The 24155-nt window shown below is 64.6% G+C and carries 23 protein-coding genes; 13 read left to right on the forward strand and 10 right to left on the reverse strand.

The annotated features are described in order from the left end of the window. Positions 1 to 90 precede the first annotated feature (90 nt). Together LW136_RS21305 and LW136_RS21310 are read left to right on the forward strand one after the other, a co-directional pair. On the forward strand, positions 91 to 1515 hold the full coding sequence (locus LW136_RS21305; protein ID WP_234174096.1) for an aspartate ammonia-lyase: 1425 nt from the start codon (positions 91 to 93) through the stop codon (positions 1513 to 1515). 88 nt (positions 1516 to 1603) lie between these two features. Beyond that, on the forward strand, positions 1604 to 2863 hold the full coding sequence (locus tag LW136_RS21310) for a dicarboxylate/amino acid:cation symporter (protein WP_234174098.1): 1260 nt from the start codon (positions 1604 to 1606) through the stop codon (positions 2861 to 2863). Between the two features lie 21 nt (positions 2864 to 2884). Here LW136_RS21310 and pdxR read toward each other — a convergent pair whose 3' ends face one another. Beyond that, positions 2885 to 4354: a MocR-like pyridoxine biosynthesis transcription factor PdxR gene (gene pdxR, locus LW136_RS21315; RefSeq protein ID WP_234174100.1), complete on the reverse strand. Its 1470-nt coding sequence runs from the start codon at positions 4352 to 4354 to the stop codon at positions 2885 to 2887. Between the two features lie 94 nt (positions 4355 to 4448). On the opposite strand from pdxR, the gene LW136_RS21320 reads away from it, so the two are divergent. Both LW136_RS21320 and LW136_RS21325 read left to right on the forward strand, forming a co-directional pair. After that, positions 4449 to 5081 carry an FMN-binding negative transcriptional regulator gene (locus LW136_RS21320; protein ID WP_046618079.1) on the forward strand — a complete coding sequence of 211 codons (633 nt, stop codon included), beginning with the start codon at positions 4449 to 4451 and terminating at the stop codon, positions 5079 to 5081. Positions 5082 to 5094: 13 nt separating this feature from the next. Then, on the forward strand, positions 5095 to 5535 hold the full coding sequence (locus LW136_RS21325; protein ID WP_234174101.1) for a GNAT family N-acetyltransferase: 441 nt from the start codon (positions 5095 to 5097) through the stop codon (positions 5533 to 5535). A gap of 4 nt (positions 5536 to 5539) precedes the next feature. Here LW136_RS21325 and LW136_RS21330 read toward each other — a convergent pair whose 3' ends face one another. Then, positions 5540 to 6358, reverse strand: a complete 819-nt coding sequence (locus tag LW136_RS21330; RefSeq protein ID WP_234174103.1) for a helix-turn-helix domain-containing protein — start codon at positions 6356 to 6358, stop codon at positions 5540 to 5542. A gap of 169 nt (positions 6359 to 6527) precedes the next feature. On the opposite strand from LW136_RS21330, the gene LW136_RS21335 reads away from it, so the two are divergent. The 3 genes from LW136_RS21335 (at position 6528) to LW136_RS21345 (ending at position 9966) form a co-directional block, all read left to right on the forward strand. Continuing rightward, a complete protein-coding gene (locus LW136_RS21335) occupies positions 6528 to 7949 on the forward strand; it encodes an alanine/glycine:cation symporter family protein (protein ID WP_234174105.1) in 1422 nt (473 codons plus the stop codon). 102 nt (positions 7950 to 8051) lie between these two features. After that, the gene (locus LW136_RS21340) at positions 8052 to 9035 is read left to right on the forward strand and encodes an asparaginase (protein ID WP_041015382.1); all 984 of its coding nucleotides are present in this window, start codon (positions 8052 to 8054) and stop codon (positions 9033 to 9035) included. Between the two features lie 121 nt (positions 9036 to 9156). Continuing rightward, complete coding sequence (locus LW136_RS21345; RefSeq protein ID WP_234174107.1) at positions 9157 to 9966, forward strand: substrate-binding periplasmic protein; 810 nt, start codon at positions 9157 to 9159, stop codon at positions 9964 to 9966. Between the two features lie 41 nt (positions 9967 to 10007). Here LW136_RS21345 and LW136_RS21350 read toward each other — a convergent pair whose 3' ends face one another. The 6 genes from LW136_RS21350 to LW136_RS21375 form a co-directional block, all read right to left on the reverse strand. Beyond that, positions 10008 to 10706: a carbonic anhydrase gene (locus LW136_RS21350; protein WP_014822032.1), complete on the reverse strand. Its 699-nt coding sequence runs from the start codon at positions 10704 to 10706 to the stop codon at positions 10008 to 10010. A 52-nt stretch (positions 10707 to 10758) separates the two neighbouring features. Continuing rightward, positions 10759 to 11667 (reverse strand): glutaminase B, encoded by a 909-nt coding sequence (gene glsB, locus LW136_RS21355; RefSeq protein WP_179485131.1) that lies wholly within the window; start codon positions 11665 to 11667, stop codon positions 10759 to 10761. 66 nt (positions 11668 to 11733) lie between these two features. Further along, positions 11734 to 12036, reverse strand: a complete 303-nt coding sequence (locus tag LW136_RS21360; RefSeq protein ID WP_014822034.1) for a P-II family nitrogen regulator — start codon at positions 12034 to 12036, stop codon at positions 11734 to 11736. 1 nt (position 12037) lies between these two features. Further along, positions 12038 to 12979: a sodium-dependent bicarbonate transport family permease gene (locus tag LW136_RS21365; RefSeq protein ID WP_042922987.1), complete on the reverse strand. Its 942-nt coding sequence runs from the start codon at positions 12977 to 12979 to the stop codon at positions 12038 to 12040. A 199-nt stretch (positions 12980 to 13178) separates the two neighbouring features. Continuing rightward, positions 13179 to 14996, reverse strand: coding sequence for a sodium-extruding oxaloacetate decarboxylase subunit alpha (oadA, locus tag LW136_RS21370; RefSeq protein ID WP_234174109.1), 1818 nt, complete (start codon positions 14994 to 14996; stop codon positions 13179 to 13181). Between the two features lie 10 nt (positions 14997 to 15006). Then, entirely contained in the window at positions 15007 to 16422 is a 1416-nt protein-coding gene (locus LW136_RS21375) for an acetyl-CoA carboxylase biotin carboxylase subunit (RefSeq protein ID WP_014822037.1), read from the reverse strand. A gap of 239 nt (positions 16423 to 16661) precedes the next feature. Here LW136_RS21375 and LW136_RS21380 point away from each other — a divergent pair, with 239 nt between their 5' ends. Next, positions 16662 to 17621: a LysR family transcriptional regulator gene (locus tag LW136_RS21380; protein WP_272877657.1), complete on the forward strand. Its 960-nt coding sequence runs from the start codon at positions 16662 to 16664 to the stop codon at positions 17619 to 17621. On the opposite strand, the gene LW136_RS21385 is transcribed toward LW136_RS21380, so the two are convergent. Both LW136_RS21385 and hexR read right to left on the reverse strand, forming a co-directional pair. Then, positions 17566 to 17778: a PA3496 family putative envelope integrity protein gene (locus LW136_RS21385; protein WP_041754611.1), complete on the reverse strand. Its 213-nt coding sequence runs from the start codon at positions 17776 to 17778 to the stop codon at positions 17566 to 17568. The genes LW136_RS21380 and LW136_RS21385 overlap by 56 nt on opposite strands. 101 nt (positions 17779 to 17879) lie before the next feature. Then, positions 17880 to 18746, reverse strand: coding sequence for a transcriptional regulator HexR (gene hexR / locus LW136_RS21390; RefSeq protein ID WP_014822039.1), 867 nt, complete (start codon positions 18744 to 18746; stop codon positions 17880 to 17882). A gap of 142 nt (positions 18747 to 18888) precedes the next feature. On the opposite strand from hexR, the gene zwf reads away from it, so the two are divergent. From zwf to thpD, 5 genes are all read left to right on the forward strand, one after another. Continuing rightward, entirely contained in the window at positions 18889 to 20331 is a 1443-nt protein-coding gene (zwf, locus tag LW136_RS21395) for a glucose-6-phosphate dehydrogenase (RefSeq protein ID WP_234174110.1), read from the forward strand. A 629-nt stretch (positions 20332 to 20960) separates the two neighbouring features. After that, on the forward strand, positions 20961 to 21476 hold the full coding sequence (gene ectA, locus LW136_RS21400; protein ID WP_003297792.1) for a diaminobutyrate acetyltransferase: 516 nt from the start codon (positions 20961 to 20963) through the stop codon (positions 21474 to 21476). Next, positions 21473 to 22750, forward strand: a complete 1278-nt coding sequence (ectB, locus tag LW136_RS21405) for a diaminobutyrate--2-oxoglutarate transaminase (protein WP_014822041.1) — start codon at positions 21473 to 21475, stop codon at positions 22748 to 22750. Before ectA ends, ectB begins: the two co-directional genes overlap by 4 nt. 10 nt (positions 22751 to 22760) lie before the next feature. Then, the gene (locus LW136_RS21410; protein WP_003297794.1) at positions 22761 to 23162 is read left to right on the forward strand and encodes an ectoine synthase; all 402 of its coding nucleotides are present in this window, start codon (positions 22761 to 22763) and stop codon (positions 23160 to 23162) included. A gap of 68 nt (positions 23163 to 23230) precedes the next feature. Beyond that, positions 23231 to 24139 carry an ectoine hydroxylase gene (thpD, locus tag LW136_RS21415; protein ID WP_104098395.1) on the forward strand — a complete coding sequence of 303 codons (909 nt, stop codon included), beginning with the start codon at positions 23231 to 23233 and terminating at the stop codon, positions 24137 to 24139. The last annotated feature ends 16 nt before the right edge of the window (positions 24140 to 24155 follow it).

Below are 24155 nucleotides of genomic sequence, written 5' to 3' on the forward strand. Positions count from 1 at the left end.
CCAGCAACGGCATTGGCCGCGAAACGCCTGAAAGCCTTATTTTAGGCGCACTGCAGCACTGCCTGCGCCTACCGAAGCCACATTACCATCATGTCCGAAGTTGCATCATCGCGAGTCGAAAAAGACCTGCTTGGCACCCTCCCCGTTCCTTCCAACGCCTACTACGGCATCCAGACCCTGCGCGCACTGCACAACTTCCGCCTCTCCGGCGTGCCGCTGGCGCATTACCCGAAGCTGATCGTCGCCCTGGCGATGGTCAAGCAGGCCGCCGCAGACGCCAACCGCGAGCTGGGCTACCTGCCCGAAGCCAAGCACGTGGCAATCAGCCAGGGCTGTGCACGACTGATTCGCGGCGAATTCCATGAGCAGTTCGTGGTGGACATGATCCAGGGCGGCGCCGGCACCTCGACCAACATGAACGCCAACGAAGTGATCGCCAACCTCGGCCTGGAAGCGATGGGCCACGCCAAGGGCGAGTACCAGTACCTGCACCCGAACAACGACGTGAACATGGCGCAGTCCACCAACGACGCCTATCCGACGGCGATTCGCCTGGGCCTGCTGCTCGGTCACGACACCCTCCTCGCCAGCCTGGAGAGCCTCTGCCAGTCGCTGACCGGCAAGGGCCATGCCTTCGCCCACGTGCTGAAGATGGGCCGCACCCAGCTGCAGGACGCCGTGCCCATGACCCTGGGCCAGGAATTCCACGCCTTCGCCACCACCCTCGGTGAGGATCTGCACCATCTGCGCGGCTTCGCCCCGGAGCTGCTGCTGGAAGTGAACCTCGGCGGCACCGCGATCGGCACCGGCATCAATGCCGACCCGCGCTACCAAGCCATTGCCGTGCAGCGCCTGGCGCAGATCAGCGGCCAGCCGCTGCGCCAGGCCGCGGACCTGATCGAAGCGACTTCGGACATGGGCTCGTTCGTGCTGTTCTCCGGCATGCTCAAGCGCCTGGCGGTGAAGCTGTCGAAGATCTGCAACGACCTGCGCCTGCTCTCCAGCGGCCCGCGCACCGGCTTCAACGAGATCAACCTGCCGCCGCGCCAGCCGGGCAGCTCGATCATGCCGGGCAAGGTCAATCCGGTGATCCCGGAAGCGGTCAACCAGGTCGCCTTCGAAGTGATCGGCAACGACCTCGCGCTGACCATGGCCGCCGAGGGCGGACAGCTGCAGCTCAACGTCATGGAACCGTTGATCGCCTACAAGCTGTTCGATTCGATCCGCCTGCTGCAGCGCGCCATGGACATGCTGCGCGAGCATTGCATCGAAGGCATCACCGCCAACGAAGACCGTTGCCGCGAGCTGATGGAAAGCTCCATTGGTCTGATCACCGCGCTGAACCCCTATATCGGCTACGACAACAGCACCCGCCTGGCTCGTGAGGCGCTGCTCGGCGGCCGCAGTGTGCTGGAGCTGGTGCGCGAGGAGCGTTTGCTCGACGACGCCATGCTCGCCGAGATCCTGCGCCCGGAAAACATGATCGCGCCACGCCTGGCACCGCTGGCGGTCTGATCAACACCGCGCCCGGCATATAGCCGGGCGCTTGCTTTACGGGCCGCCAGCCCGGCTCGTTCGCACAATAAAAACAACAGGAAAACCCATGACTCAGAGTACGACCCTCTCCGCTCCCCTGCGCCTGCTCGTCCGCCTGCCGCTCTGGCAGCAGATCCTCATCGGCCTGGCCCTCGGCGTCGCCGCCGGCATGGCCTTTGGCGCAGACGCGCAGCTGCTGGCACCGATCGGCACGCTGTTTCTGAATGCGATCAAGATGCTTATCGTGCCGCTGGTGTTCGTTTCGCTGGTGGCCGGCATAACCTCGATGCAGGACAGCGCCAAGCTCGGCCGCATCAGTCTGAAGACCATCGTCATCTATCTGGTGACCACTGCCTTCGCGGTCAGCATCGGCCTGCTGTTCGGCGCGCTGTTCACCCCGGGCGAAGGCATGAACATGGTCGCCAGCGGCAGCGAGCAGGCCAAGCAGGCGCCCTCGCTGGTGTCGATCCTGGTCGGGCTGGTGCCAGCCAACCCGGTCACCGCCTTCGCCGAAGGCAACATCCTGCAGATCATCGTCTTCGCCATCGCCCTGGGCGTCAGCATCAACCTGATCGGCGAGCGCGGCGCGCCGGCGGTGCGCCTGTTCGATGCGCTGGCCGAAACCTTCTACAAGCTCACTGACCTGGTGATGCGCGTCGCGCCGATCGGCGTCTTCGCCCTCACCGCAGGCGTGGTCGGCAGCCATGGTGCCGAAGTACTGCTGCCACTGGCGGGCGTGATCGGGGTGATCTACCTGGCCAGCATCGCCCACGTGCTGCTGGTCTACGGCGGCCTGCTCGGCCTGCTGGCGCGGCTCAATCCGCTGCGTTTCTTCCAGGGCATCGCCCCGGCGCTGGCGGTGGCCTTCAGCACCTCGAGCAGCTCCGGCACCCTGCCGGTGTCCATCGAATGCGCGCGCAATAACCTCGGCGTATCCGAAGGTGTGGCGGGCTTCGTGCTGCCAGTAGGCGCGACCATCAACATGGACGGCACGGCGATCTATCAGGGCGTGCTCGCACTGTTCATCGCCCAGGCCTTCGGCATCGACCTTAGCGCCGGGCAGTACGCGATGATCATCCTCACCGCGACGCTGGCCTCCATCGGCACCGCCGGCATCCCCGGCGCCGGGCTGATCATGCTCGGGCTGGTACTCACCGCTGCCGGCCTGCCGCTCGAAGGCGTGGCGCTGATCGCCGGGATCGACCGCATCCTCGACATGGCACGCACCACGGTGAACGTCGCCGGCGACCTGATGACCACCACGCTGGTCGGTCGCAGCGAGCAGGAACTCGACCGAGCGGTGTACGACGCCAGCAACAAGGAGTGAGCGCCGCCCGAAGACCTGCCGCTAGCTCGGCAGGTCCCAGGCGTGACGCAGGCGTTGCAGCGCGGCGATGATCTCCACTTCCGGCACCGCCGCAAAACCCAGCACCAGGCCGCCCGCGGCGCCTCTCGGCGCCTGACCGTCCAGCCAGTAGTCGGCCAGCCCGTTCATTTCCACCTCGGCCGCTCGCGCCGAAGCAACCAGCTCGGCTTCGCGGGCGTGGCTGTGCACCGGCACGCACAGATGCAGCCCGGCATCCACCGCCGGCAACTCCGCGCAGCCAGGGATCGCCTCTGGCCAGTGCTGCAACAGGGTGTCGCGGCGCACCCGGGCGGCCTGGCGCATACGGCGCACGTGACGCTGAAAATAGCCGGCGGCGATGAACTCGGCCATCACCATCTGGCTGCCAATGTCCGAGTGACGCATATCCAATGCACGGCGACGGGCGAAGGCCTCGGCCAGGCCGGGAGGCAACACCAGGTAGCCGAGGCGCAGCGCGGGGAACGTGATCTTGCAGAAGGTGCCGACGTAGAGCACCCGCCCCTGCCGGTCCAGCGCCGCCAAAGGCGTCAACGGCGTGCCGCTGTAACGGTACTCGCCGTCGTAGTCGTCCTCGACGATCCAACCCTCGTTGCGTTCGGCCCACGCGAGCAATTCCAGGCGCCGCGCCAGCGACAGGGTCACGCCGGTCGGGTACTGATGCGAGGGCGTGACATAGGCCAGCCGACAGCCTTCGATCTGCGCGAGGGCGGCGGTATCCAGTCCCTCGCCATCCACCGCGACCCCACACAGCTCGGCGCCAGCCACGGCGAAGGCATGGCCGGCGGCGCGGTAGCCGGGGTTTTCCAGCGCCACGCGATCACCAGGCTGCACCAGCAGCTGGGCGCAGAGGCTGATGCCCTGCTGCGCACCGCAGGTAATCACCACCTGGGACGGATCGCAGTTCAGCCCGCGGCTGCTGCGCAGGTAGGCCGCTACCAGTTCGCGCAAGGCAGGCTCACCCGCCGGGTCGCCATAGCCCAGGCGCGCCGGCGATGGCTTGCGCCAGAAACGCGCCGTGAGCCGCGCCCAGGTTTCGAAGGGGAACAGATCGAAGGCCGGCACGCCGATGCGAAAGGCACGCGGCGCACCGCTCACGGGGAGCGCAAGGTGATTGCGCTGCAGGCGCAACAGCGCCTCGGTCGGCACTACCCCGGAAGCAGGCGGCTGCATCAGCGGCCGCGCGCTGCCGAGTTCCACCACGTAGGTGCCATCGCCTACCCGGCCTTCGATGTAGCCCTCGGCGTAGAGCTGATCGAACGCCCGGGTAACGGTGTTGCGTGACACCGCCAGCAATGCCGCCAGATCGCGACCGGCCGGCAGCCGACTTCCTCCAGCCAGACGCCCGTCGAGGATACGCTCGCGCAGGGCCTGATAGAGCTGGCGTGTCAGCCCCTGACTGCGCTCCAGACAAATGCCGGAAAGATCGACAGGCAACGGGGGTGTGGTCGGCATAGGTCGCATTGGCTCTATCAAAGTCACAAGTAATGGATCTTACAGCGGGCCAATATCCTGCCTAGCATGGCAACACTGTATTTGGAGAGACGCCATGTACCTGCCAGCCTCATTCCGCCAGGACGATCTTGGCGAGTTGCATCGCCAGATTCGGGCGATGCCGTTCGCGCTGCTGACCAGCGCGGGCACGGACGGCGTGCAGGCCAGTCACCTGCCGCTGCTGCTGGAATCGGACGAAGGCGAGTTCGGCACGCTCTACGGGCACTTCGCCAAGGCCAATCCGCACTGGCGCGAGCTGCAGGACGGCTGCGAAGCGCTAGCCGTGTTCAGCGGCCCTGACGCCTACATCAGCCCCAGCTGGTATCCGACCAAAGCGGAGCACGGCAAGGTCGTACCGACCTGGAACTACATTGCCGTGCATGCCCGCGGCCCGGTGCAGCTGATCGACGACCGCAAGAGCCTGCTGCAGATCGTCAGCCGCCTCAGCGATCAGCATGAAGCCAGCCGCCCACAGCCCTGGGCCGTAAGCGATGCACCAGACGACTACCTGGACGCCATGCTGCGCGCCATCGTCGGCTTCGCCCTGCCGATTCGCCGGCTGGAGGGTAAGTGGAAACTCGGGCAGAACCGCTCGCCGGCGGACCAGGCCGGGGTTCGCCAGGGCCTGGCCGCCTCGCTCGATCCACGCGACCAGGCCCTGGCCGCACGCATGCCCATCACCGATTGAAGAGGAATGCACTGTGCCTGAGATCCGCCCTATCACCGCTGCCGACCACGCTGTCTGGAGAGAACTCTGGCAGAACTATCAACGCTTCTACGCCGCTGCGATTGCGGAGCAGACCAGCGACCTTACCTGGCAGCGCTTCCTCGATCCAGCCGAGCCGATGCATGCCGCGTTGGCCTGGCATGACGGCCACGCCATCGGCCTGGTGCACTGGATCTTCCATCGCAGCTGCTGGACCCGCGGTGACTACTGCTACCTGCAGGATCTCTACGTGGCCGAGGGCACCCGCGGCAAAGGCATCGGTCGGGCGCTGATGGAGCACGTCTACGCCAAGGCCGCAGCCGCTGGCGCCTCGCGCGTCCACTGGCTGACCCAGGAGACCAACTATACGGGGCGCATGCTCTACGACCGCATCGCCGAACGCTCGGGCTTCATCCAGTACCGCAAGATCCTCTGAGCCTTCACTCGATGCCGAGCAGCCCGTTCTCCACATGCGGCGTCGCCAGGCGCTCGCGGATGTCCAGGTCAATGCGCGGGTCGTCCGGGCTGTAGAGCATCACCTGGCGATAGGCGCTGACACGGTTGATCTCGCGACCCAGGTATTCCCACACCACCGAGGTGCACGCTGGCGTGCGGCGGTCGCCCGAAGAGACGCCGGTCTTCATTCCGTTAAGCCGGGTGATGCGGCTCTTGAAGCTGGGAATGAGGATGGTCTGGCTCATCTCGTTGAGCGTCAGCGATTCGTAGTCGATCAGGAACAGTCGGTCCTGCAGGCCGAACGCCGCGCCGAGGTAGCGGCAGCGTACCCAGTCCTCGGCGTGGCCGAGGGTAGGGCTGGCGCGCTCCTGGCGCTCCTGACGCTCGAACAGGTAGAGGCCGTTTTCCTCGCGCAGATGCACCAGCGAGATGAGGATGCTGCCCGGCACCGACATGCAGTTGGCGTATTCGAAGTAGTAGCCGCAATAGCGCGACAGACTCGCGGCGTGCTCGCGCAACGGCTGCAGCAGGGCCAGCAGCGGATCGGTCCGCGGCAGCGCCTGGGCTTCCGGATGGCGCGCCCCAACCAGCCGGGCGAACTGCTCGGGCGGCATTTCCAGCTCGTAGCCCTCGACGCCGAAGAAGTCGCCGATGCGTTTGAGGTTGAACGGCGTGGGACGGCTCTGCCCGCCCAGGTACTTGTTGAACTGCGCCCGATTGATGGCCAGCTTGCGGCACACCTCGGCAATCGAGCGGTAGTGACTGCAGAGCAACTTGAGGTTTTCGGCGAGGTGGGAGGTCATGGGATGCCCTGGCGGTTGGCGCGAGTGTCGCCATTCTAGCATCAGGTCGCGTCACATCGCGGCCACCTGCGAAATTGTCCTGTCGTCGCTACTGTTGAAACATCCCCCGCTTGCACGGCGCAGCGGCGCGCGCCGGCACCCTAATAACGACAACAAGGTGAACATTGCCATGCTCGACCTTCTGAATGACCTCATTTGGAGCAAGCTGCTGATCGTCATGCTGATCGGCCTCGGTCTGCTCTTCACGATTCGCTCCGGCTTCGTCCAGTTCCGTTATTTCGGCAACATGTTCAGCATCTTCGGCCACGCCTTCGAGCGTCAGCCGGGACAGCTCTCTTCCTTCCAGGCCCTGATGCTCTCGGTCGCCGGCCGCGTCGGCGCCGGCAACATCGCCGGAGTCTCGGTGGCAATCATGCTCGGCGGCCCGGGTGCAATCTTCTGGATGTGGGTGGTGGCGCTGGTGGGCATGGCGACCAGCTACTTCGAGTGCTCACTGGCGCAGCTGTACAAGCGTCGCGAGCCGGACGGCACCTACCGCGGCGGCCCGGCCTTCTACATCCAGCACGGACTCGGCCAGCGCTGGCTGGGCATCGTCGTCTCGATCCTGCTGCTGATGACCTTCGGCTTCGGCTTCAACGCCGTGCAGTCGTTCACCGTCGCCAGCTCGCTGCATGACACCTTTGGCGTGCCGACCGTAGCCAGCGGCATCGCGCTGACCCTGGTCATCGGCGGCATCATCTTCGGCGGCATCCGCCGTATCGCCAAGTGGGCCGACGTACTGGTGCCGGTCATGGCCTTCTCCTACCTGGGCATGGCGCTGTTCGTCATCGGTAGCAACTTCGGTGCCGTGCCGGAAACCTTCGGCCTGATCTTCCGCAGCGCCTTCGGCCTGGAGCAGGCCTTCGCCGGCGGCATCGGCGCGGCGATCCTGATGGGCGTCAAGCGCGGCCTGTTCTCCAACGAGGCCGGCCTGGGCAGTGCGCCGAACGTCGCCGCGGTCGCCGAGGTCAAGCACCCTGTGGCGCAGGGCATCGTGCAGTCGCTCTCGGTGTTCATCGACACCATCATCCTGTGCAGCTGCACCGCGCTGATCATCCTGCTCTCGGGCGTCTACGAGCCGGGTATGGACCAGGCCGGTGTGGTGCTGACGCAGACCGCCATGGCGGCCGTGGTTGGCGAGTGGGGTCGGGTATTCATCAGCATCGCGCTGCTGCTGTTCGTCTTCACCACGCTGATCTACAACTACTATCTGGGTGAAAACGCGCTGGGCTTCTTCACCGAGAAGCGCATGCCGGTGGTGATCTACCGCATCCTGGTGGTCATCCTTGTGCTCTGGGGTTCGGTGCAGGATCTGGGCACCGTGTTCGCCTTTGCCGACGTGACCATGGGTCTGCTGGCCATCGCCAACCTGATCGCCGTGGCCCTGCTGTTCAAGGTCGGCCTGCGCCTGATGCGCGACTACGACCGCCAGATCCGCGCCGGCATCGAGCAACCCGTGCTCGATCCGAAGGACTTCGCCGACCTGGATCTCGACCCGGCCGTGTGGAAGGCGAACATGCCCGCCACACCCGACACCACCGAGCGCCGCTAAGCGCTCCGACGCGACCGGCCAGCCCTCTGCGCAACCGCGCACGGGGCTGGCCCCATCCGCCTGTATTTCTGATGGTCTGCGCCGAACGAGCGAGGAGCGCGTGTGAATCAATCAATCGAACGCCTGCTGGTGCTCTACACCGGCGGCACCATCGGCATGCAACAGAGCGCCGCCGGGTTGATGCCAGCCTCCGGCTTCGAAGCTCGCCTGCGGGCGCAGCAGGCGCTGGAAGCCGGGCCGCTGCCGAGCTGGACCTTCCGCGAACTGCAACCGCTGCTGGACAGCGCCAACATGCAGCCGACCCACTGGCTGCAGATGGCGTCCGCCGTCCGCGATGCCGTGGCGCAGGGCGACTGCGATGCGGTGCTGCTGCTGCACGGCACCGACACTCTGGCCTACAGCGCCGCTGCGTTGTCCTTTCTGCTGCTGGATCTTGAGATCCCCGTGCTGCTCACCGGCGCCATGCTGCCGGCGGGAAGCCCGGGCAGCGATGCCTGGCCCAACCTGTTCGGCGCCATGCGCGCCCTGCAGGCCGGGCAGGTGCACGGCGTGCAACTGTTCTTCAACGGCGTGCTGCTGCACGGCGCGCGGGTCAGCAAACTGCGCAGCGACGCCTTCGACGCCTTTGCCGAGGCGCCGCGCAAGCGCCTCGCCGCAGCGGCCAGCGAACGTCCGCCGGCGCTGTTGCCGCAGCGACCGGCGCAGGTCGTGGTGCTGCCGTTGTACCCCGGCGTCGGCGCCGCGCAGGTCCGGGCACTGGTCGCCAGCGGCGCTCAGGCGCTGCTGCTCGAGTGCTATGGCAGCGGCACCGGCCCGGCGGACGACGTCCCGTTCATCGAAGCGCTGCGCCACGCGCATCGACAGGGCGTGGTGCTGGCGGCGATCAGTCAGTGCCCGGGCGGCCATGTCGATTTCGACGTCTATGCCACCGGCAGCGGCTTGCGCGATGCCGGTCTGGTCTCCGGCGGCGGCATGACCCGTGAAGCAGCGCTGGGCAAGTTGTTCGCCCTGCTCGCCGCCGGGCTCGACCACGCCGAGGTGGAACACTGGTTCTGCCGCGACCTCTGCGGCGAAATGGCCGACTGAAAACGACACCGGCAAAAATGCGCGCTGCCCCGCAGGGCAGCGCGGCCGGCTGGCGATGTACCTGCAGCACCGCTACCCTTGCTCACGCCAACAACAAGAAAAGCGTCAAGGAGCCGATGCCATGGCCAGATCCCGAACTGCCGGGGCGCTGTTCGCCCTGCTCATCAGCGCTGCATGCGCCGCCCAGGCCGAACTGCCTGCCAACTATCAGATCACCCTGCAAACCGACAGCTTCCCGCCATTCAACATGGGCCCCAACAGCAAGGGCTTCGCCCGCGGCGACGATGTGCAGGGCATCGATGCCGATACCGTGCGCGACATCTTTCGCCGCGCCGGCATCGCCTACAACCTGACCCTGCGCGGCCCCTGGAACCGGCTCTACGAGCAGACCCGGCAGCAGCCCGCCCACGGCCTTTTCTCGGTGGCGCGCACGCCGCAGAACGCCGGACAGTTCAAGTGGGTCGGGCCGCTGGCCCATCACGCCAGCGTGCTGCTGGCGCCGGCCGACAGTGGCCTGAAGTTCGACAGCCTGGAGCAGGCGCTGGGCTACCAGATCGGCGGCCACGCCAACGGCGGCGTCAGCCTGTTCCTGGAAAGCCAGGGCATCGCCACCAGCAACAGCCTCAACGACGCCGAAAACCTGCGCAAACTGCTGACCGGGCGCATCGACCTGTGGGCGGTGGCCGACCCGGTGTGGCGTCATTACGCGCGGCTGCAGGGCGTCGACGAGAGCCAGCTGCGCATCGCGCTGAGCTATCGCAGCGAACCGCTGTATCTGGCACTGAGCCCTGATACGCCGGACGAAGTGATCGATCGTCTGCAGAAGGCGCTCGAGGAAGTGATCGCCGAAGGCTACGCCGGCTGCAGCAAGACCCCTGACCTGTGCTACCTGATTCAGGAGCGCGGCACGACGCTGGCCGGTGGTCGCTGACCCCGCGCCTCGTCAGCAGACCGAAACCGCCCGGAAGCGCTTCAGCTCACCTGGTAGCGCGCCCGCGGCGTGGCCATCGGCAGCGGGCCGTCGCCGACCAGGCGGAACTCGCCCTTCTCGGCATCGTAGGCGCGGATTTCGCTGGTCCCTATGTTGTACACCCAGCCGTGGATGAACAGTTGACCGCTGGCCAGCCGCGCTGCCACCGAGGGATGCGTGCGCAGGTGGTCGAGCTGCGCCACCACGTTCTCCTCGGTAAGGATGCCAAGGGTGTTGTGGTCGGCGCAGCCACAGTTCTGCTCGACGACGATCTTCGCCACCTCGGCATGCCGCAGCCAGCCCTTTACCGTCGGCATGCGTTCCAGCTGAGCCGGGTTGAGCACCGCCTTCATCGCGCCGCAGTCGGAGTGGCCGCAGACGATGATGTGCTGCACGCCGAGCGCCATCACGGCGAACTCAATGGCGGTCGACACGCCACCGTTCATCTGCCCGTAGGGCGGCACCACGTTGCCGACGTTGCGGGTGACGAACAGGTCGCCGGGCGAACTCTGGGTGATCAGCTCGGGGATGATCCGCGAGTCGGCGCAGGTGATGAACATCGCCCGTGGCGTCTGCTCGTAGGCGAGCTTCTCGAACAGCTCGCGCTGCTCGGGATAGACCTCTTCGCGGAAGCGCTTGACGCCCGAGACGATGTGTTCGAGGGCCTCCTGGGCGGTTTCGCTCTTCTTGCCGTCATTCATGCTTGGTTCTCTCCAGAGGAATTCGAAGGGTAGGCGCCGCCGCGACGGCGCGTCAGAAGATGGACCAGCCGATACGCTGCGACAGCGCTTCGAGGGCGGCCATGCCGATCAGCGAATTGCCCGCGGCGTTGAGCTCCGGCGACCAGACGCAGACGGTGAAGCGGCCCGGCACCACCGCGACGATGCCGCCGCCCACCCCGCTCTTGCCGGGCAGGCCGACGCGATAGGCGAAGTTGCCCGCCTCGTCGTACAGCCCGCTGGTGGCCATGATCGCGTTGACCTGCTTGGTCTGGCGCGGCGCCAGCACCGTCTCGCCGCTTTGCGGACAGGCACCATCGCGGGCGAGAAAGGCGAACGCGCGGGCCAGGTCGACGCAGTTCATGCGCAGCGCACAGTGATGAAAATAGCTGCGTAATACCGCTTCGACATCGTTGTGGAAGTTGCCGAAGGCCTGCATCAGGTAAGCCATGGCCGCATTGCGCGCGCGGTGCTGATATTCGGATTCGGCGACGCGGGTGTCGGAGACGATCTGCCGGTTGCCGGACAGGTGCCGGACGAAATCACGCATCGACAGCTCCGGGGTGGCGAAGCGCGACTGGTTGACGTCGCAGATTACCAGCGCCCCGGCGTTGATGAACGGGTTGCGCGGGCGGCCGCGTTCGAACTCGAGCTGCACCAGTGAATTGAACGGCTGCCCCGAAGGCTCGTGGCCTAGCCGCTCCCATAACGACTCACCGCGATGGGCGATGGCCTGCACCAGGCTGAACACTTTCGAAATGCTCTGGATCGAGAACGGCGTCTGCGCGTCGCCGGCTTCGAAAATCTCGCCCTCGGCACTGCACACGGCAATACCCAACTGGTTGGGCGGCACGTCGGCCAGCGCCGGGATGTAACTGGCCACGCGACCTTGCCCGAGCAGCGGGCGTACATCGTCGAGAATTTCCTGCAGCAGGGCGTGCATCGAAGGCTCCATCGGTCCTGAGTCCAGGGTGGACGCCCGCCGGCCGAGGGGCATCACAGCGCGCGGTCAGAACTTCTCGGGCCGCAGCACTTCCACCTCGGCCAAGTAGCAAACCATGGCGAAGTTCTCGTAGTAGCGCGCCTGCAGGTGCTCGGCGATACGCTCGGCGATCTCGCGGCTGCAGATCACCTCCAGGCGGATATTGCCGTCGGTATCCCAGCCGGCGCTGCGCACCCCGCGGCTGCCGCTGCCACGGGCGTCCGACAGGGTCCAGCCCGGAGCGCCCAGGTTTTTCAGGTCGGCTTCCAGCTTGTGTTCCAGCGCTGCCTCGCAGATCACGGTCAGCAGCGTACGATTGTGCGCGTTCATCTCAGAACCCCCAGGCGATCAGCCGCTCGGCCAGGGCCAGGTAGAGCGGAATGCCGATCAGGATGTTGAACGGAAAGGTGATGCCCAGCGACGCGGTCAGCGACAGCGACGGATTGGCTTCCGGTACCGCCAGACGCATCGCCGCCGGCACCGCGATGTACGAGGCACTCGCCGCCAGCGTGGCGAGCATTGCCGTACCGCCCAGCGACAGGCCCATGAAGCGCGCCAGCAGGGCGCCGATCAGCGCACCGATCAGCGGCATCAGCAGCGCAAAGGCAGCGAGCTTGAAGCCGTAGCGCTTGAGCGAGCCGAGCTGGCCGGAGGCGATCAGGCCCATCTCCAGCAGGAAGAACGCCAGCACCGGTTTGAACATGCTGGTGTACAGCGGTTCGAGCGGTTTGATCGCCTCTTTGCCGGCGATCGCACCGATCAGCAGGCCACCAAGCAGCAGCATGATGCTCTTGCCAAGGAAGATCTCGCGGCCCAGTTCCTTCCAGTCGGTATCGCGCGACACGCCCTTGGCCAGCAGAATGCCGACCAGGATCGCCGGAATCTCGAGGATCGCCACGAACAGCGGCATGTAGCTTTCGAAGAAGATTTCCCGCGCCGCCAGATAGGCCACCACGACGGCGAAGGTACCAGCGCTCACCGAACCGTAGTGCGCCGCCACCGCCGCCGCGTTGACCCGGTCGAAACGCAGGCCACGCAGCAGGATGAAGGCCAGGATCGGCAGCAACACGCCCAGCCCCAGCACCAGCAGCGACTGCCCCAGAAGCGCCGCACTGGCCTGTTCGGCCAGTTCCACACCACCGTGCAGACCGATCGCCAGCAGCAGGATGATCGACAGCGTCTCGTAGAGCGCCGGCGGCAGCTTCAACTCGCTCTTCACCAGGCCCGCAAACAGGCCGAACACGAAGAACAGCACTACTGGGTCGATACCCATCTACAGTCTCCACAGCTTGGACAATGGACCGATCCCTGGCAGACATTGGCTCGAAAAAAAGGAGCCACAAGGGCTCCCAAAGGGGACACACTGCCCGCGCCGTCCGTTCCGCTGGCTGCCGCGCATGCTTGCGCAGCGCGGCCAAAACAGTCGAAACGACGCTGGCGTGACGTGATCAGACCGCCACGCCACCCTTCACTCAGCCCTCGATCTCTATCAAGACATCGCCTGGGTTCACCCGGTCACCTTTGGCGACATGCACGGCCTTGACCGTTCCGCTCATGGGCGCCTGAATCTCGGTTTCCATCTTCATAGCTTCGCTGATCAGCACGGCCTGGCCGGCCTTGACCACGTCGCCTTCCTTGACCAGCACGTCGACCACGTTGCCCGGCATGCTGGTGCTGACGTCGCCCGGACCGCTGGCCTGCGTGCGCTGACCGCCGCCGCTGCCACCGACGAAGTTGTTCAATGGCTCGAACACCACCTCTTCCGGCATGCCGTCGATGGAAAGGAAGAAGTGCCGCTTGCCTTCGCCCTTGACGCCGACACCGGTGATATCCACGCGGTAGGTTTCGCCATGCACGTCGATGACGAACTCGGTCGGCACGCCCTGCCCGCCTGCAGCGGTCGCGGTGCTGCCGTCAGGGATCGGCAGCAGTGTTTCCGGTACCAGCGTACCGGCCTCACGCTCCTCGAGGAACTTGCGGCCGATGTCGGGAAACATGGCGTAGGTCAGCACGTCTTCTTCGGATTTGGCCAGCGCACCGACTTCCTGGCGCAGCTTGTCCAGCTCCGGCTTGATCAGGTCGGCCGGGCGCACGTCGATGATCTCTTCACCGCCAATGGCCTGGCGCTGCAGCTTGGCGTCGATGGTGCCCGGCGCCTTGCCGTAGCGGCCCTGCAGGTAGAGCTTCACCTCGTTGGTAATGGTCTTGTAGCGTTCGCCGGCGAGTACATTGAAGAACGCCTGGGTGCCGACGATCTGCGAGGTCGGGGTTACCAGCGGCGGGTAGCCGAGGTCCTTGCGCACGCGAGGGATCTCGGCCAGTACTTCATCCATGCGGTTGAGCGCGCCCTGCTCCTTCAGCTGGTTGGCCAGGTTGGAAATCATCCCGCCCGGCACCTGGTTGACCTGCACGCGGGTGTCGACGCCGGTGAATTCGCTTTCGAACTGGTGGTACTTCTTGCGCACCGCGTAGAAGTACAGGCCGATCTCCTGCAGCAGCTCCAGATCGAGACCGGTGTCGTAAGGCGTGCCACGCAACGCGGCAACCATGGATTCGGTGCCGGGATGACTGGTGCCCCAGGCCATGGAGGAAATGGCGGTGTCGATGTGGTCGGCGCCGTTCTCGATGGCTTTCAACTGGCACATGCTGGCGACGCCAGCCGTGTCGTGGGAGTGAATGAACACCGGCAGGTCGATCTCGGCCTTCAGCGCGCGCACCAGCTCGCCGGTGGCGAACGGCGTGAGCAGGCCGGCCATGTCCTTGATGGCGATGGAGTCGACGCCCATGTCGCGCATCGCCCGACCCTGCTCGACGAACAACTCAACGGTATGCACCGGGCTGGTGGTATAGGCGATGGTGCCCTGGGCGTGCTTGCCGGTCTTCTTCACGGCCTTGATCGCGGTTTCCAGGTTTCGCACGTCGTTCATCGCGTCGAAGATGCGGAACACGTCGATGCCGTTCTGCGCCGCCTTGGCGCAGAACGCATCGACCACATCATCGCTGTAATGGCGGTAGCCGAGCAGGTTCTGCCCGCGCAACAGCATCTGCAGGCGGGTGTTGGGCAGCGCGGCCTTGAGCTGGCGCAGGCGCTCCCAGGGGTCTTCCTTGAGGAAGCGTACACAGGCGTCGAACGTGGCGCCGCCCCAGACTTCCAGCGACCAGTAGCCGACACGATCGAGCTTTTCGCAGATCGGCAGCATGTCTTCAGTGCGCATGCGGGTGGCCAGCAGCGACTGATGGGCGTCACGCAGGATGGTGTCGGTAACGGTGATTTTCTTCTGAGCAGTCATGGTTCGTTCCTCACAGTCCTGCGTGGGCGGCGATGGCGGCAGCGATGGCCAGGGCCAACTCGCCCGGCTTGCGTTTGATCGAGTAGTTCAGCAGTTCCGGGTGGTTCTCGACGAAGCTGGTGTTGAACTGGCCGCTACGAAAATCCGGACTGGCGAGAATCTGCTGGTAATAGGTGGCGGTGGTCTTCACGCCCTGTACGCGCATGTCGTCCAGTGCACGCGAACCGCGGGCCAGCGCCTCTTCCCAGGTCAGCGCCCAGACGATCAGCTTCAGGCACATGGAGTCGTAATACGGCGGAATGGTGTAGCCGGTATAGATCGCCGTGTCGGTGCGCACACCGGGGCCGCCCGGCGCGTAATAACGGGTGATCTTGCCGAAGCAGGGCAGGAAGTCGTTGCGCGGCTCCTCGGCGTTGATGCGGAACTGCAGGGCGAAGCCGCGATACTGGATGTCCTCCTGCTTGACCGACAGCGGCTGGCCGGAGGCGATGCGGATCTGCTCGCGGACGATATCGATCCCGGTGATTTCCTCGGTGATGGTGTGTTCCACCTGCACCCGGGTGTTCATTTCCATGAAGTACACCTCGCCATCGGCGAGCAGGAACTCCACGGTGCCGGCGTTCTCGTAACCCACCGCCTTGGCCGCACGCACGGCCAGGTCGCCGATATAGGCGCGCTGCTCGGGGGTGAGCTGCGGGCTCGGGGCGATCTCGATGAGTTTCTGGTTGCGGCGCTGGATCGAGCAGTCGCGCTCGAACAGGTGCACGGTGTTGCCGAACGAATCGGCGAGGATCTGCGCCTCGATATGCTTGGGTTCGACGATGCACTTTTCCAGGAAGACTTCAGCGCTGCCGAAGGCCTTGGTCGCTTCGGAAATCACTCGCGGAAAGGCCGATTCCAGCTCTGCCTGCGAGTTGCAGCGGCGAATGCCACGACCGCCACCACCGGAGGTGGCCTTGAGCATCACCGGATAGCCGATACGCTCGGCTTCGCGCAGCGCCTCGGCAAGATCGGCGACGTTGCCCTCGGTGCCCGGCGTGACCGGCACGCCGGCCTTGATCATGCTGCGCCGCGCTTCGGTCTTGTCGCCCATGCGGCGGATGACTTCAGCGCTGGGGCCTACGAAGCGGATGCCACGTTCGGCGCAGATCTCCGCCAGTTCGGCATTCTCGGAAAGAAATCCATAGCCTGGATGCAGCGCATCGCAGCCGGTTTCCACAGCCAGGTTCACCAGCTTGCGCGGGTTCAGGTAGCCGGCCAGCGGGTCTTCGCCAATGAAATGCGCCTCGTCGGCACGCTTGACGTGCAGCGCGTGGCGGTCGGCTTCGGAGAATACCGCCACCGAGCGGACACCCATTTCGGCACAGGCGCGGACAATGCGCACCGCGATTTCTCCGCGGTTGGCGATCAGCAGCTTCTTGATCACGCTGTCTTCCCTCGGATCGTTGAGCAGGGGACCCGCGTGCGGGTCATGATCACTCGCATTTGCAACGAGCCGTTTCACCCTACGCCCGCTGGGGGGATTACTGAAAATGAATAATTGTTTGCTTGAGAATAAGTAATTACTTATAGATACACCCTGAGCACCATTAATCTGGCCGAACGGTCAGCGCCGCTGGCAGCGGTGCAACGGGGTTGCGCTTCAATAATATTGCGGAGAACGTGATGCGAAAATCGTTGATGCGCATGACATTGCGCCAGCTTCAGGTATTTCGCGCAGTGTGCGAAACGCGCTCGTATAGCCGTGCGGCGGAGGAAATGGCACTGACCCAGCCCGCCGTCAGTTTGCAGATTCGGCAGCTCGAGGAACTGGTCGGTCAACCGCTTTTCGAGTACCTCGGCAAGAAGCTCTACCTGACCGATGCGGCCGAAGCGCTACAGCGCGCCAGTACCGACATCTTCGGTCGCCTGGACAGCCTCGACATGCAGCTCTCGGATCTGCAGGGCTCGTTGCAGGGCCAGCTCAACCTGGCGGTTGAATCCAGCGCCAAGTACGTCACGCCGCACCTGTTCGCCGCCTTCAAGCGCCTGCACCCGGAGGTCAGCCTGCAACTGGCGGTGGTCAACCATGCCCAGGCGGTCAAGCGCCTGTCGGTGAGCCGTGACGACCTGCTGATCATGTCTCAGGTGCCTACCGACATGGACCTGGAGTTCATGCCCTTCCTGAACAACCCGATTATCGCCGTGGCGCCACCCGAGCATCCGCTGTGCAACGCCGCCACGCTGTCCCTGCAGGACCTCACGGACTATCCCCTGCTGGTGCGGGAGCCAGGCTCGGGCACGCGACGGGCCGGCGAGGACTACCTGCGCCAGAAGCGCGCGCATTTCGCCCAGACCATCCAGGTCGCCTCGCTGGATGCGCTGCGCGAATGCGTGGTGGCCGGGCTCGGCCTGGCACTGCTGCCGCGCCATGCGGTGCATCTGGAGCTGGCCAACGGGCTGCTACGCGAGCTGCCGGTCGAGGAATTGCCGCTGTATCGCAGCTGGTGCGTGGTGCATTCGCGCGGCAAGCGCCTGAGTCCGGTGGCCCAGGCGTTCTTCGCCTTCCTCCGTGAAGAGCGCGCGCAGATCAGTGCGCTGGCGGAGCGCTTCGCCGGCTCGCCGACGACGAGCGCAGCGAGCTGATCACCAGCGCATCGGCGTAGTCGTTCAGCTCGGCATGCAGCTGACGCTGCTCGGTATAGCTTTCGATGGCGCGGCGAAAACGCATGCGCCGCTCATCCTGCTGTTTGCGACGGGACTTGCTGTCGAGCTGGCTGCTGTCGTCGGTGTGCCGGAGCATGAGGCGATCTCCCAGAACAGGTAAGGAGAGATCAGCATCGACGTCATGGATGACAACCTGAAGTCAGGGCGATTACGCGACCGTGAAGGTGCAGCGGCGCCTCAGTCGTCGTGCGTCTTGACCTTCTGCGGCGACAGGCGAAGGCTGCGCAGGCTGCGCTTCACGCTCTTGAGGTGATTGACCAGACTCGGTCCACGGGCCATGGCAACACCCATCGCCAACACGTCGATCACTACCAGATGAGCGATACGCGAGGTCAGCGGGGTGTAGATCTCGGTGTCTTCCTGTACGTCGATTGCCAGGTTGATGGTGGCCAGCTCGGCCAGCGGCGTCTGGCTCGGGCACAGGGTGATGAGCGTCGCGCCGGATTCACGCACCACGTTGGCGGTGATCAGCAGATCCTTGGAGCGCCCGGACTGCGAGATGCAGATCGCCACGTCGGTGGGCTTGAGCGTCACCGCCGACATGGCCTGCATGTGCGGATCGGAATAGGCGGCAGCTGACAGCAGCAGACGGAAGAATTTGTGCTGGGCGTCGGTGGCCACCGCGCCGGATGCGCCGAAACCGTAGAACTCCACGCGCTCGGCCTTGGCCATGGCAGCGATGGCGCGCTGCAGCGCTTCGGGGTCGAGCCGCTCGCGCACTTCCATCAGCGTGTGCAGCGTGGTGTCGAAGATCTTCAAGGCGAAGTCGGCCACCGAATCGTTCTCGCTGATGGCGAACTGACCGAAGCTGGCGCCAGCCGCCAGGCTCTGCGCCAGTTTGAGCTTGAGATCCTGAAAGCCCAGGCAACCGATGGCGCGGCAGAAGCGCACAATGGTGGGTTCGCTGACGCCGACCACGTGGGCCAGGTCGGCCATGGAGCTGTGCATCACCGACGCCGGATCGAGCAGGACATGGTCGGCCACTTTCAGCTCCGACTTCCGTAGCAGGCTTCTGGATTGGGCGATGTGCTGCAGCAGATTCACGTTCCGGACTCGCTATGCTCTCGTTTGATGGCTTTGCTCGGGCGCGATCGGCGCCGCTCAGCCGTCAGCGGGTTGTAGTGGGGCGGTAGTTATACTACAAGCCTCGCCACGACGCCCATTTTTTGGCCCTGGGAGAGAATCGATGTCGATATCCTGTGACATGCTCGTGTTCGGCGGGACCGGTGACCTGACGCTGCACAAACTGCTTCCGGCGCTCTACCACCTGCACCGTGACGGACGCCTGCACGCCGACGTACGGATACTCGCCCTGGCGCGCAAAAAGCTCGACCGCGACGGCTACCTAGCCCTGGCCGAGCGGCATTGCCGCGCGCAGGTCGCCCGCAGCGACTTCAGCCCTGACACCTGGCAGGCCTTTGCCCAGCGCCTGGACTATTTCGCCATGGACGCCAACCAGCGCGGCGACTACGTGCGCCTTGCCCATCACCTCGGTCACGCCGACGGCCGTGTGCGGGTGTACTACCTGGCGACCGCGCCGGACCTGTTCGAACCCATCGCCGCCAATCTCGAAAGCGCCGGGCTGGCCGGTGACGATGCGCGCATCGTGCTGGAAAAGCCGATCGGCCATTCGCTGGACTCGGCGCTGGAAATCAACGAATCGATCGGCGCCGTGTTCCCCGAGTCGCGCATCTACCGGATCGATCACTACCTGGGCAAGGAAACGGTGCAGAACCTCATGGCGCTGCGCTTCGCCAACGCGCTGTTCGAGCCGATCTGGCGCTCCGGGCATATCGACCACGTGCAGATCACCGTCGCCGAAACCCTCGGCGTGGAGAACCGCGGCGGCTACTACGACAACGCTGGCGCGATGCGCGACATGCTGCAGAACCACCTCCTGCAGCTGCTCTGCCTGGTGGCAATGGAGGCGCCGGTGCGTTTCGATGCCAAGCACATCCGCGGCGAGAAGGTGAAGGTGCTCGAGGCGCTGAAGCCGATCACCGGCAACGACGTGCTGGACAAGACCGTGCGCGGCCAATACGGCGCCGGCCGCATCGGTGGCCACGACGTGCAGGCCTACTACTTCGAGCCGAACATCGACAACGACAGCGACACCGAAACCTTCGTCGCGGTGAAGGCCGAGATCGACAACTGGCGCTGGGCTGGTGTGCCCTTCTACCTGCGCACCGGCAAGCGCATGGCGCGCAAGCGCTCGGAGATCATCATCACCTTCAAACAGGTTCCGCACCTGCTGTTCAGCAAGGGTGAAGTGAACCGCCTGGTGATCAGCCTGCAGCCGGAAGAAAGCATCAGCCTGCAGCTGATGGCCAAGGCACCCGGCAAGGGCATGCAGCTGGAACCGGTGGAGCTGGATCTGAACCTGGCGCACGCCTTCAGCAGCACCCGTCGCTGGGAAGCCTACGAGCGGCTGCTGCTGGATGTGATCGAAGGCGACTCCACGCTGTTCATGCGCCGTGACGAGGTCGAGGCGGCCTGGAACTGGGTCGATCCGATCCTGCGCGGCTGGCACAGCTACTACCGCAAGCCGCGCCCCTATCCGGCCGGCGAGGACGGCCCGGAACAGGCCCATCAATTCATCGAACGCCAGGGTCATCGCTGGTGGCAATGAAGTTGTCTGGCACAACTTCCGACAACTTCGCCACAGCCCCCGCATAACGCGAGATAGAGCGGATCGGCAGACTTTCTGAAATCATCGATCGCGGCCACCACAACTACGCCGAGCAACTAGCTCGGCCGTGGCCAGATCGAGCCGACATACAGACGTCACATCATCGAAATATCATCGGTAGTTCACGCCGCCATTTAGTGCTATTTCCGCGTCGATTCTCAGCCTGATTCTTCCCTGCACACTTATCCACAGCACGCCATGCTCAACAGCGCGTGCATGGCGAACGATTCGGGCATCGATCAACCACAGCAAAGCCAGCATTCATGCCGCTTGCAGCTACGTCATGGCCACTCAAGGCGAACTTCTGCGCACCACCGCCATCGAACTTCTCGCGACACTCCCGAAACTTCCCCGTAACTATCAGCCTTCACCGCCAGCCTGGCGAAATGAAACAGACTGAAACATCCACGGCGCAATCGCCGTAATTACGCGGGATCGAGCGATATATGCAGCGCTCTTAACTTCGCATATTCAGAAGTTCGGGTTGAGAAACTTCTCCGGATATGCCTACCCTAAAAAGGAATTCAATCAACAACCCCAAAGGCATTGTTTTGAGTTTCCCTACCGTAGTGCTCCGTCGCCCAACCGACGGCGACGGTTACAACCTGCATCAGCTGGTGGCGCGCTGCCAGCCCCTCGATACCAATTCGGTCTACTGCAACCTGCTGCAGTGCTCCGATTTCGCCGACACCGCCATCGCCGCAGAGAACGCCCAAGGCGAACTGGTTGGTTTCATCTCGGGTTACCGCCCCCCTGCCCGCCCGGACACCCTGTTCGTCTGGCAGGTCGCCGTCGATAGTTCGATGCGCGGTCAGGGCCTGGCCCTGCGCATGCTGCTGGCGCTGACGGCCCGTGTGGCCCGTGAGCACGACGTGCGCTTCATGGAAACCACCATTTCCCCGGACAACGCGGCGTCGCAGGCACTGTTCAAGCGGGCATTCGATCGACTGGGTGCCGACTGCACCACGCGCACGCTGTTTTCCCGCGCCGCGCACTTTGGCGGTCAGCACGAGGACGAGGTGCTCTACCGCGCCGGCCCATTCACCGTTTCCCATCTAGAAGAAGAGCTCAAGGAGCACGCATGAAAACTTTTGAACTGAACGAATCCAAGGTTCGTAGCTACTGCCGTTCCTTCCCCGTGGTCTTCAACCAGGCCCAGGGTGCCGAACTGGTCACCAGAGACGGCAAGCGTTACATCGACTTCCTCGCCGGTGCCGGCACGCTCAACTACGGGCACAACCACCCGGTACTCAAGCAGGCGCTGCTCGAGTACATCCAGAACGACGGCATCACCCATGGCCTGGACATGTACACCGCAGCCAAGGAGCGTTTCCTCGAAACCTTCAACCGCCTGATCCTCGAACCGCGCGGCATGGGCGACTACCGCATGCAGTTCACCGGCCCAACCGGCACCAACGCGGTCGAAGCGGCGATGAAGCTGGCGCGCAAGGTCACCGGGCGCAACAACATCATCAGCTTCACCAACGGCTTCCACGGCTGCAGCATCGGCGCGCTGGCCGCGACCGGCAACCAGCATCACCGCGGCGGCTCCGGCATCAGCCTCACCGATGTCAGCCGCATGCCGTACGCCAACTACTTCGGTGACAAGACCAACACCATCGGCATGATGGACAAGCTGCTCTCCGACCCCTCCAGCGGCATCGACAAGCCCGCCGCGGTGATCGTCGAGGTGGTGCAGGGCGAAGGCGGACTGAACACCGCGTCGACCGAGTGGATGCGCAAGCTCGAGAAGCTCTGCCGCAAGCACGAGATGCTGCTGATCGTCGATGACATCCAGGCCGGTTGCGGCCGCACCGGGACCTTCTTCAGCTTCGAGGAAATGGGCATCCATCCGGACATCGTGACCCTGTCCAAGTCGCTGTCCGGCTATGGCCTGCCATTCGCCATGGTGCTGCTGCGCCCCGAGCTGGACCAGTGGAAGCCGGGCGAGCACAACGGCACCTTCCGCGGCAACAACCATGCGTTCGTCACTGCTGCCGCAGCCGTCGAGCACTTCTGGCAGAACGACGAGTTCGCCAACAGCGTGAAGGCCAAGGGCAAGCGCATCGCCGACGGCATGCAGCGCATCGTCCGCCGCCACGGCCCGGATTCGCTGTTCCTCAAGGGCCGCGGGATGATGATCGGCATCAGCTGCCCGGATGGCGATATCGCCTCCGCCGTCTGCCGTCACGCCTTCGAGAACGGCCTGGTGATCGAAACCAGCGGCGCCCACAGCGAAGTGGTCAAGTGTCTCTGCCCGCTGATCATCAGCGAAGAGCAGATCGACCGCGCACTCGCCATCCTCGACAAGGCCTTCGCCGCCGTGATGAGCGAGCAGACCGAAAACCAAGCTTCCTGAGGTATTTGCAATGATCGTCAGAACCCTCGCCGAGTGCGAGCAGACCGACCGCAAGGTCCACAGCAAGACCGGCACCTGGGACAGCACCCGTCTGTTGCTCAAAGACGACAACATGGGTTTCTCGTTCCACATCACCACCATCTACGCCGGCACCGAAACGCACATCCACTACCAGAATCATCTGGAGTCGGTGTACTGCATGAGCGGCAACGGCGAGATCGAGACCATCGCCGACGGCAAGATCTACAAGATCGAACCCGGCACGCTGTACATCCTCGACAAGCACGACGAGCACCTGCTGCGGGGCGGTAGCGAGGACATGAAGATGGCCTGCGTCTTCAACCCGCCGCTCAACGGCAAGGAAGTACATGACGAGAGCGGCGTCTATCCGCTGGAGGCCGAAACCGTCTGATACCGGTTTACCGGGGCGGCCATGAAGCCGCCCCACCATCACAAGAAAAGGAGGTAAGCGTGAACCCTATGCAAGCCGACCTGTATCCCTCGCGCCAGGAAGACCAGCCCAGCTGGCAGGAACGCCTGGATCCGGTCGTCTACCGCAGCGACCTGGAGAATGCGCCGATAGCGGCGGAGCTGATCGAGCGTTTCGAGCGCGACGGCTACCTGGTCATCCCCAACCTATTCAGCGCCGACGAAGTGGCGGTATTCCGCGCCGAACTCGAGCGCATGCGCCAGGACCCGGCCGTCGCCGGCTCCGGCAAGACCATCAAGGAACCCGACAGCGGCGCCGTCCGCTCGGTGTTCGACATCCACAGCGACAACGAACTGTTCGCCCGCGTGGCCGCCGATGAGCGCACCGCCGGCATCGCCCGTTACATTCTCGGCGGTGATCTGTACGTGCATCAGTCACGGATGAACTTCAAGCCCGGCTTCACCGGCAAGGAGTTCTACTGGCACTCGGACTTCGAGACCTGGCACATTGAGGACGGCATGCCGCGCATGCGTTGCCTGTCCTGCTCGATCCTGCTGACCGACAACGAGCCGCACAACGGCCCGCTGATGCTCATGCCCGGCTCGCACAAGCACTACGTGCGCTGCGTCGGCGCCACGCCGGAGAACCACTACGAGAAGTCCCTACGCAAGCAGGAGTTCGGTGTGCCCGACCAGAACAGCCTGAGCGAGTTGGCCAGCCGCTTCGGCATCGACTGCGCCACCGGCCCGGCCGGCAGCGTGGTGTTCTTCGATTGCAACACCATGCACGGCTCCAACGGCAACATCACACCCAGCGCGCGGAGCAATCTGTTCTACGTCTACAACCACGTGGATAATGCCGTGCAGCCGCCGTTCTGCGAGCAGAAACCCCGCCCGGCCTTCGTCGCCGAGCGCGAAAACTTCAAGCCGCTGGACATTCAGCCGCAACAGTATCTCTGAGGCGATCGGGCGCGTC

The organism is Stutzerimonas kunmingensis (assembly GCF_021432085.1).
In the GTDB taxonomy this organism is placed as follows: domain Bacteria; phylum Pseudomonadota; class Gammaproteobacteria; order Pseudomonadales; family Pseudomonadaceae; genus Stutzerimonas.

Excerpts from the sequence above, each read along its gene's own strand:
- LW136_RS21305 (WP_234174096.1), top strand. The coding sequence starts at position 91 with ATGTCCGAAGTTGCATCATCGCGAGTCGAAAAAGACCTGCTTGGCACC.
- LW136_RS21310 (WP_234174098.1), top strand. The coding sequence starts at position 1,604 with ATGACTCAGAGTACGACCCTCTCCGCTCCCCTGCGCCTGCTCGTCCGC.
- pdxR (WP_234174100.1), bottom strand. The coding sequence starts at position 4,354 with ATGCCGACCACACCCCCGTTGCCTGTCGATCTTTCCGGCATTTGTCTG.
- LW136_RS21320 (WP_046618079.1), top strand. The coding sequence starts at position 4,449 with ATGTACCTGCCAGCCTCATTCCGCCAGGACGATCTTGGCGAGTTGCAT.
- LW136_RS21330 (WP_234174103.1), bottom strand. The coding sequence starts at position 6,358 with ATGACCTCCCACCTCGCCGAAAACCTCAAGTTGCTCTGCAGTCACTAC.
- LW136_RS21335 (WP_234174105.1), top strand. The coding sequence starts at position 6,528 with ATGCTCGACCTTCTGAATGACCTCATTTGGAGCAAGCTGCTGATCGTC.
- LW136_RS21345 (WP_234174107.1), top strand. The coding sequence starts at position 9,157 with ATGGCCAGATCCCGAACTGCCGGGGCGCTGTTCGCCCTGCTCATCAGC.
- LW136_RS21350 (WP_014822032.1), bottom strand. The coding sequence starts at position 10,706 with ATGAATGACGGCAAGAAGAGCGAAACCGCCCAGGAGGCCCTCGAACAC.
- glsB (WP_179485131.1), bottom strand. The coding sequence starts at position 11,667 with ATGCACGCCCTGCTGCAGGAAATTCTCGACGATGTACGCCCGCTGCTC.
- LW136_RS21360 (WP_014822034.1), bottom strand. The coding sequence starts at position 12,036 with ATGAACGCGCACAATCGTACGCTGCTGACCGTGATCTGCGAGGCAGCG.
- LW136_RS21365 (WP_042922987.1), bottom strand. The coding sequence starts at position 12,979 with ATGGGTATCGACCCAGTAGTGCTGTTCTTCGTGTTCGGCCTGTTTGCG.
- oadA (WP_234174109.1), bottom strand. The coding sequence starts at position 14,996 with ATGACTGCTCAGAAGAAAATCACCGTTACCGACACCATCCTGCGTGAC.
- LW136_RS21380 (WP_272877657.1), top strand. The coding sequence starts at position 16,662 with ATGCGAAAATCGTTGATGCGCATGACATTGCGCCAGCTTCAGGTATTT.
- LW136_RS21385 (WP_041754611.1), bottom strand. The coding sequence starts at position 17,778 with ATGCTCCGGCACACCGACGACAGCAGCCAGCTCGACAGCAAGTCCCGT.
- zwf (WP_234174110.1), top strand. The coding sequence starts at position 18,889 with ATGTCGATATCCTGTGACATGCTCGTGTTCGGCGGGACCGGTGACCTG.
- ectB (WP_014822041.1), top strand. The coding sequence starts at position 21,473 with ATGAAAACTTTTGAACTGAACGAATCCAAGGTTCGTAGCTACTGCCGT.
- LW136_RS21410 (WP_003297794.1), top strand. The coding sequence starts at position 22,761 with ATGATCGTCAGAACCCTCGCCGAGTGCGAGCAGACCGACCGCAAGGTC.
- thpD (WP_104098395.1), top strand. The coding sequence starts at position 23,231 with ATGCAAGCCGACCTGTATCCCTCGCGCCAGGAAGACCAGCCCAGCTGG.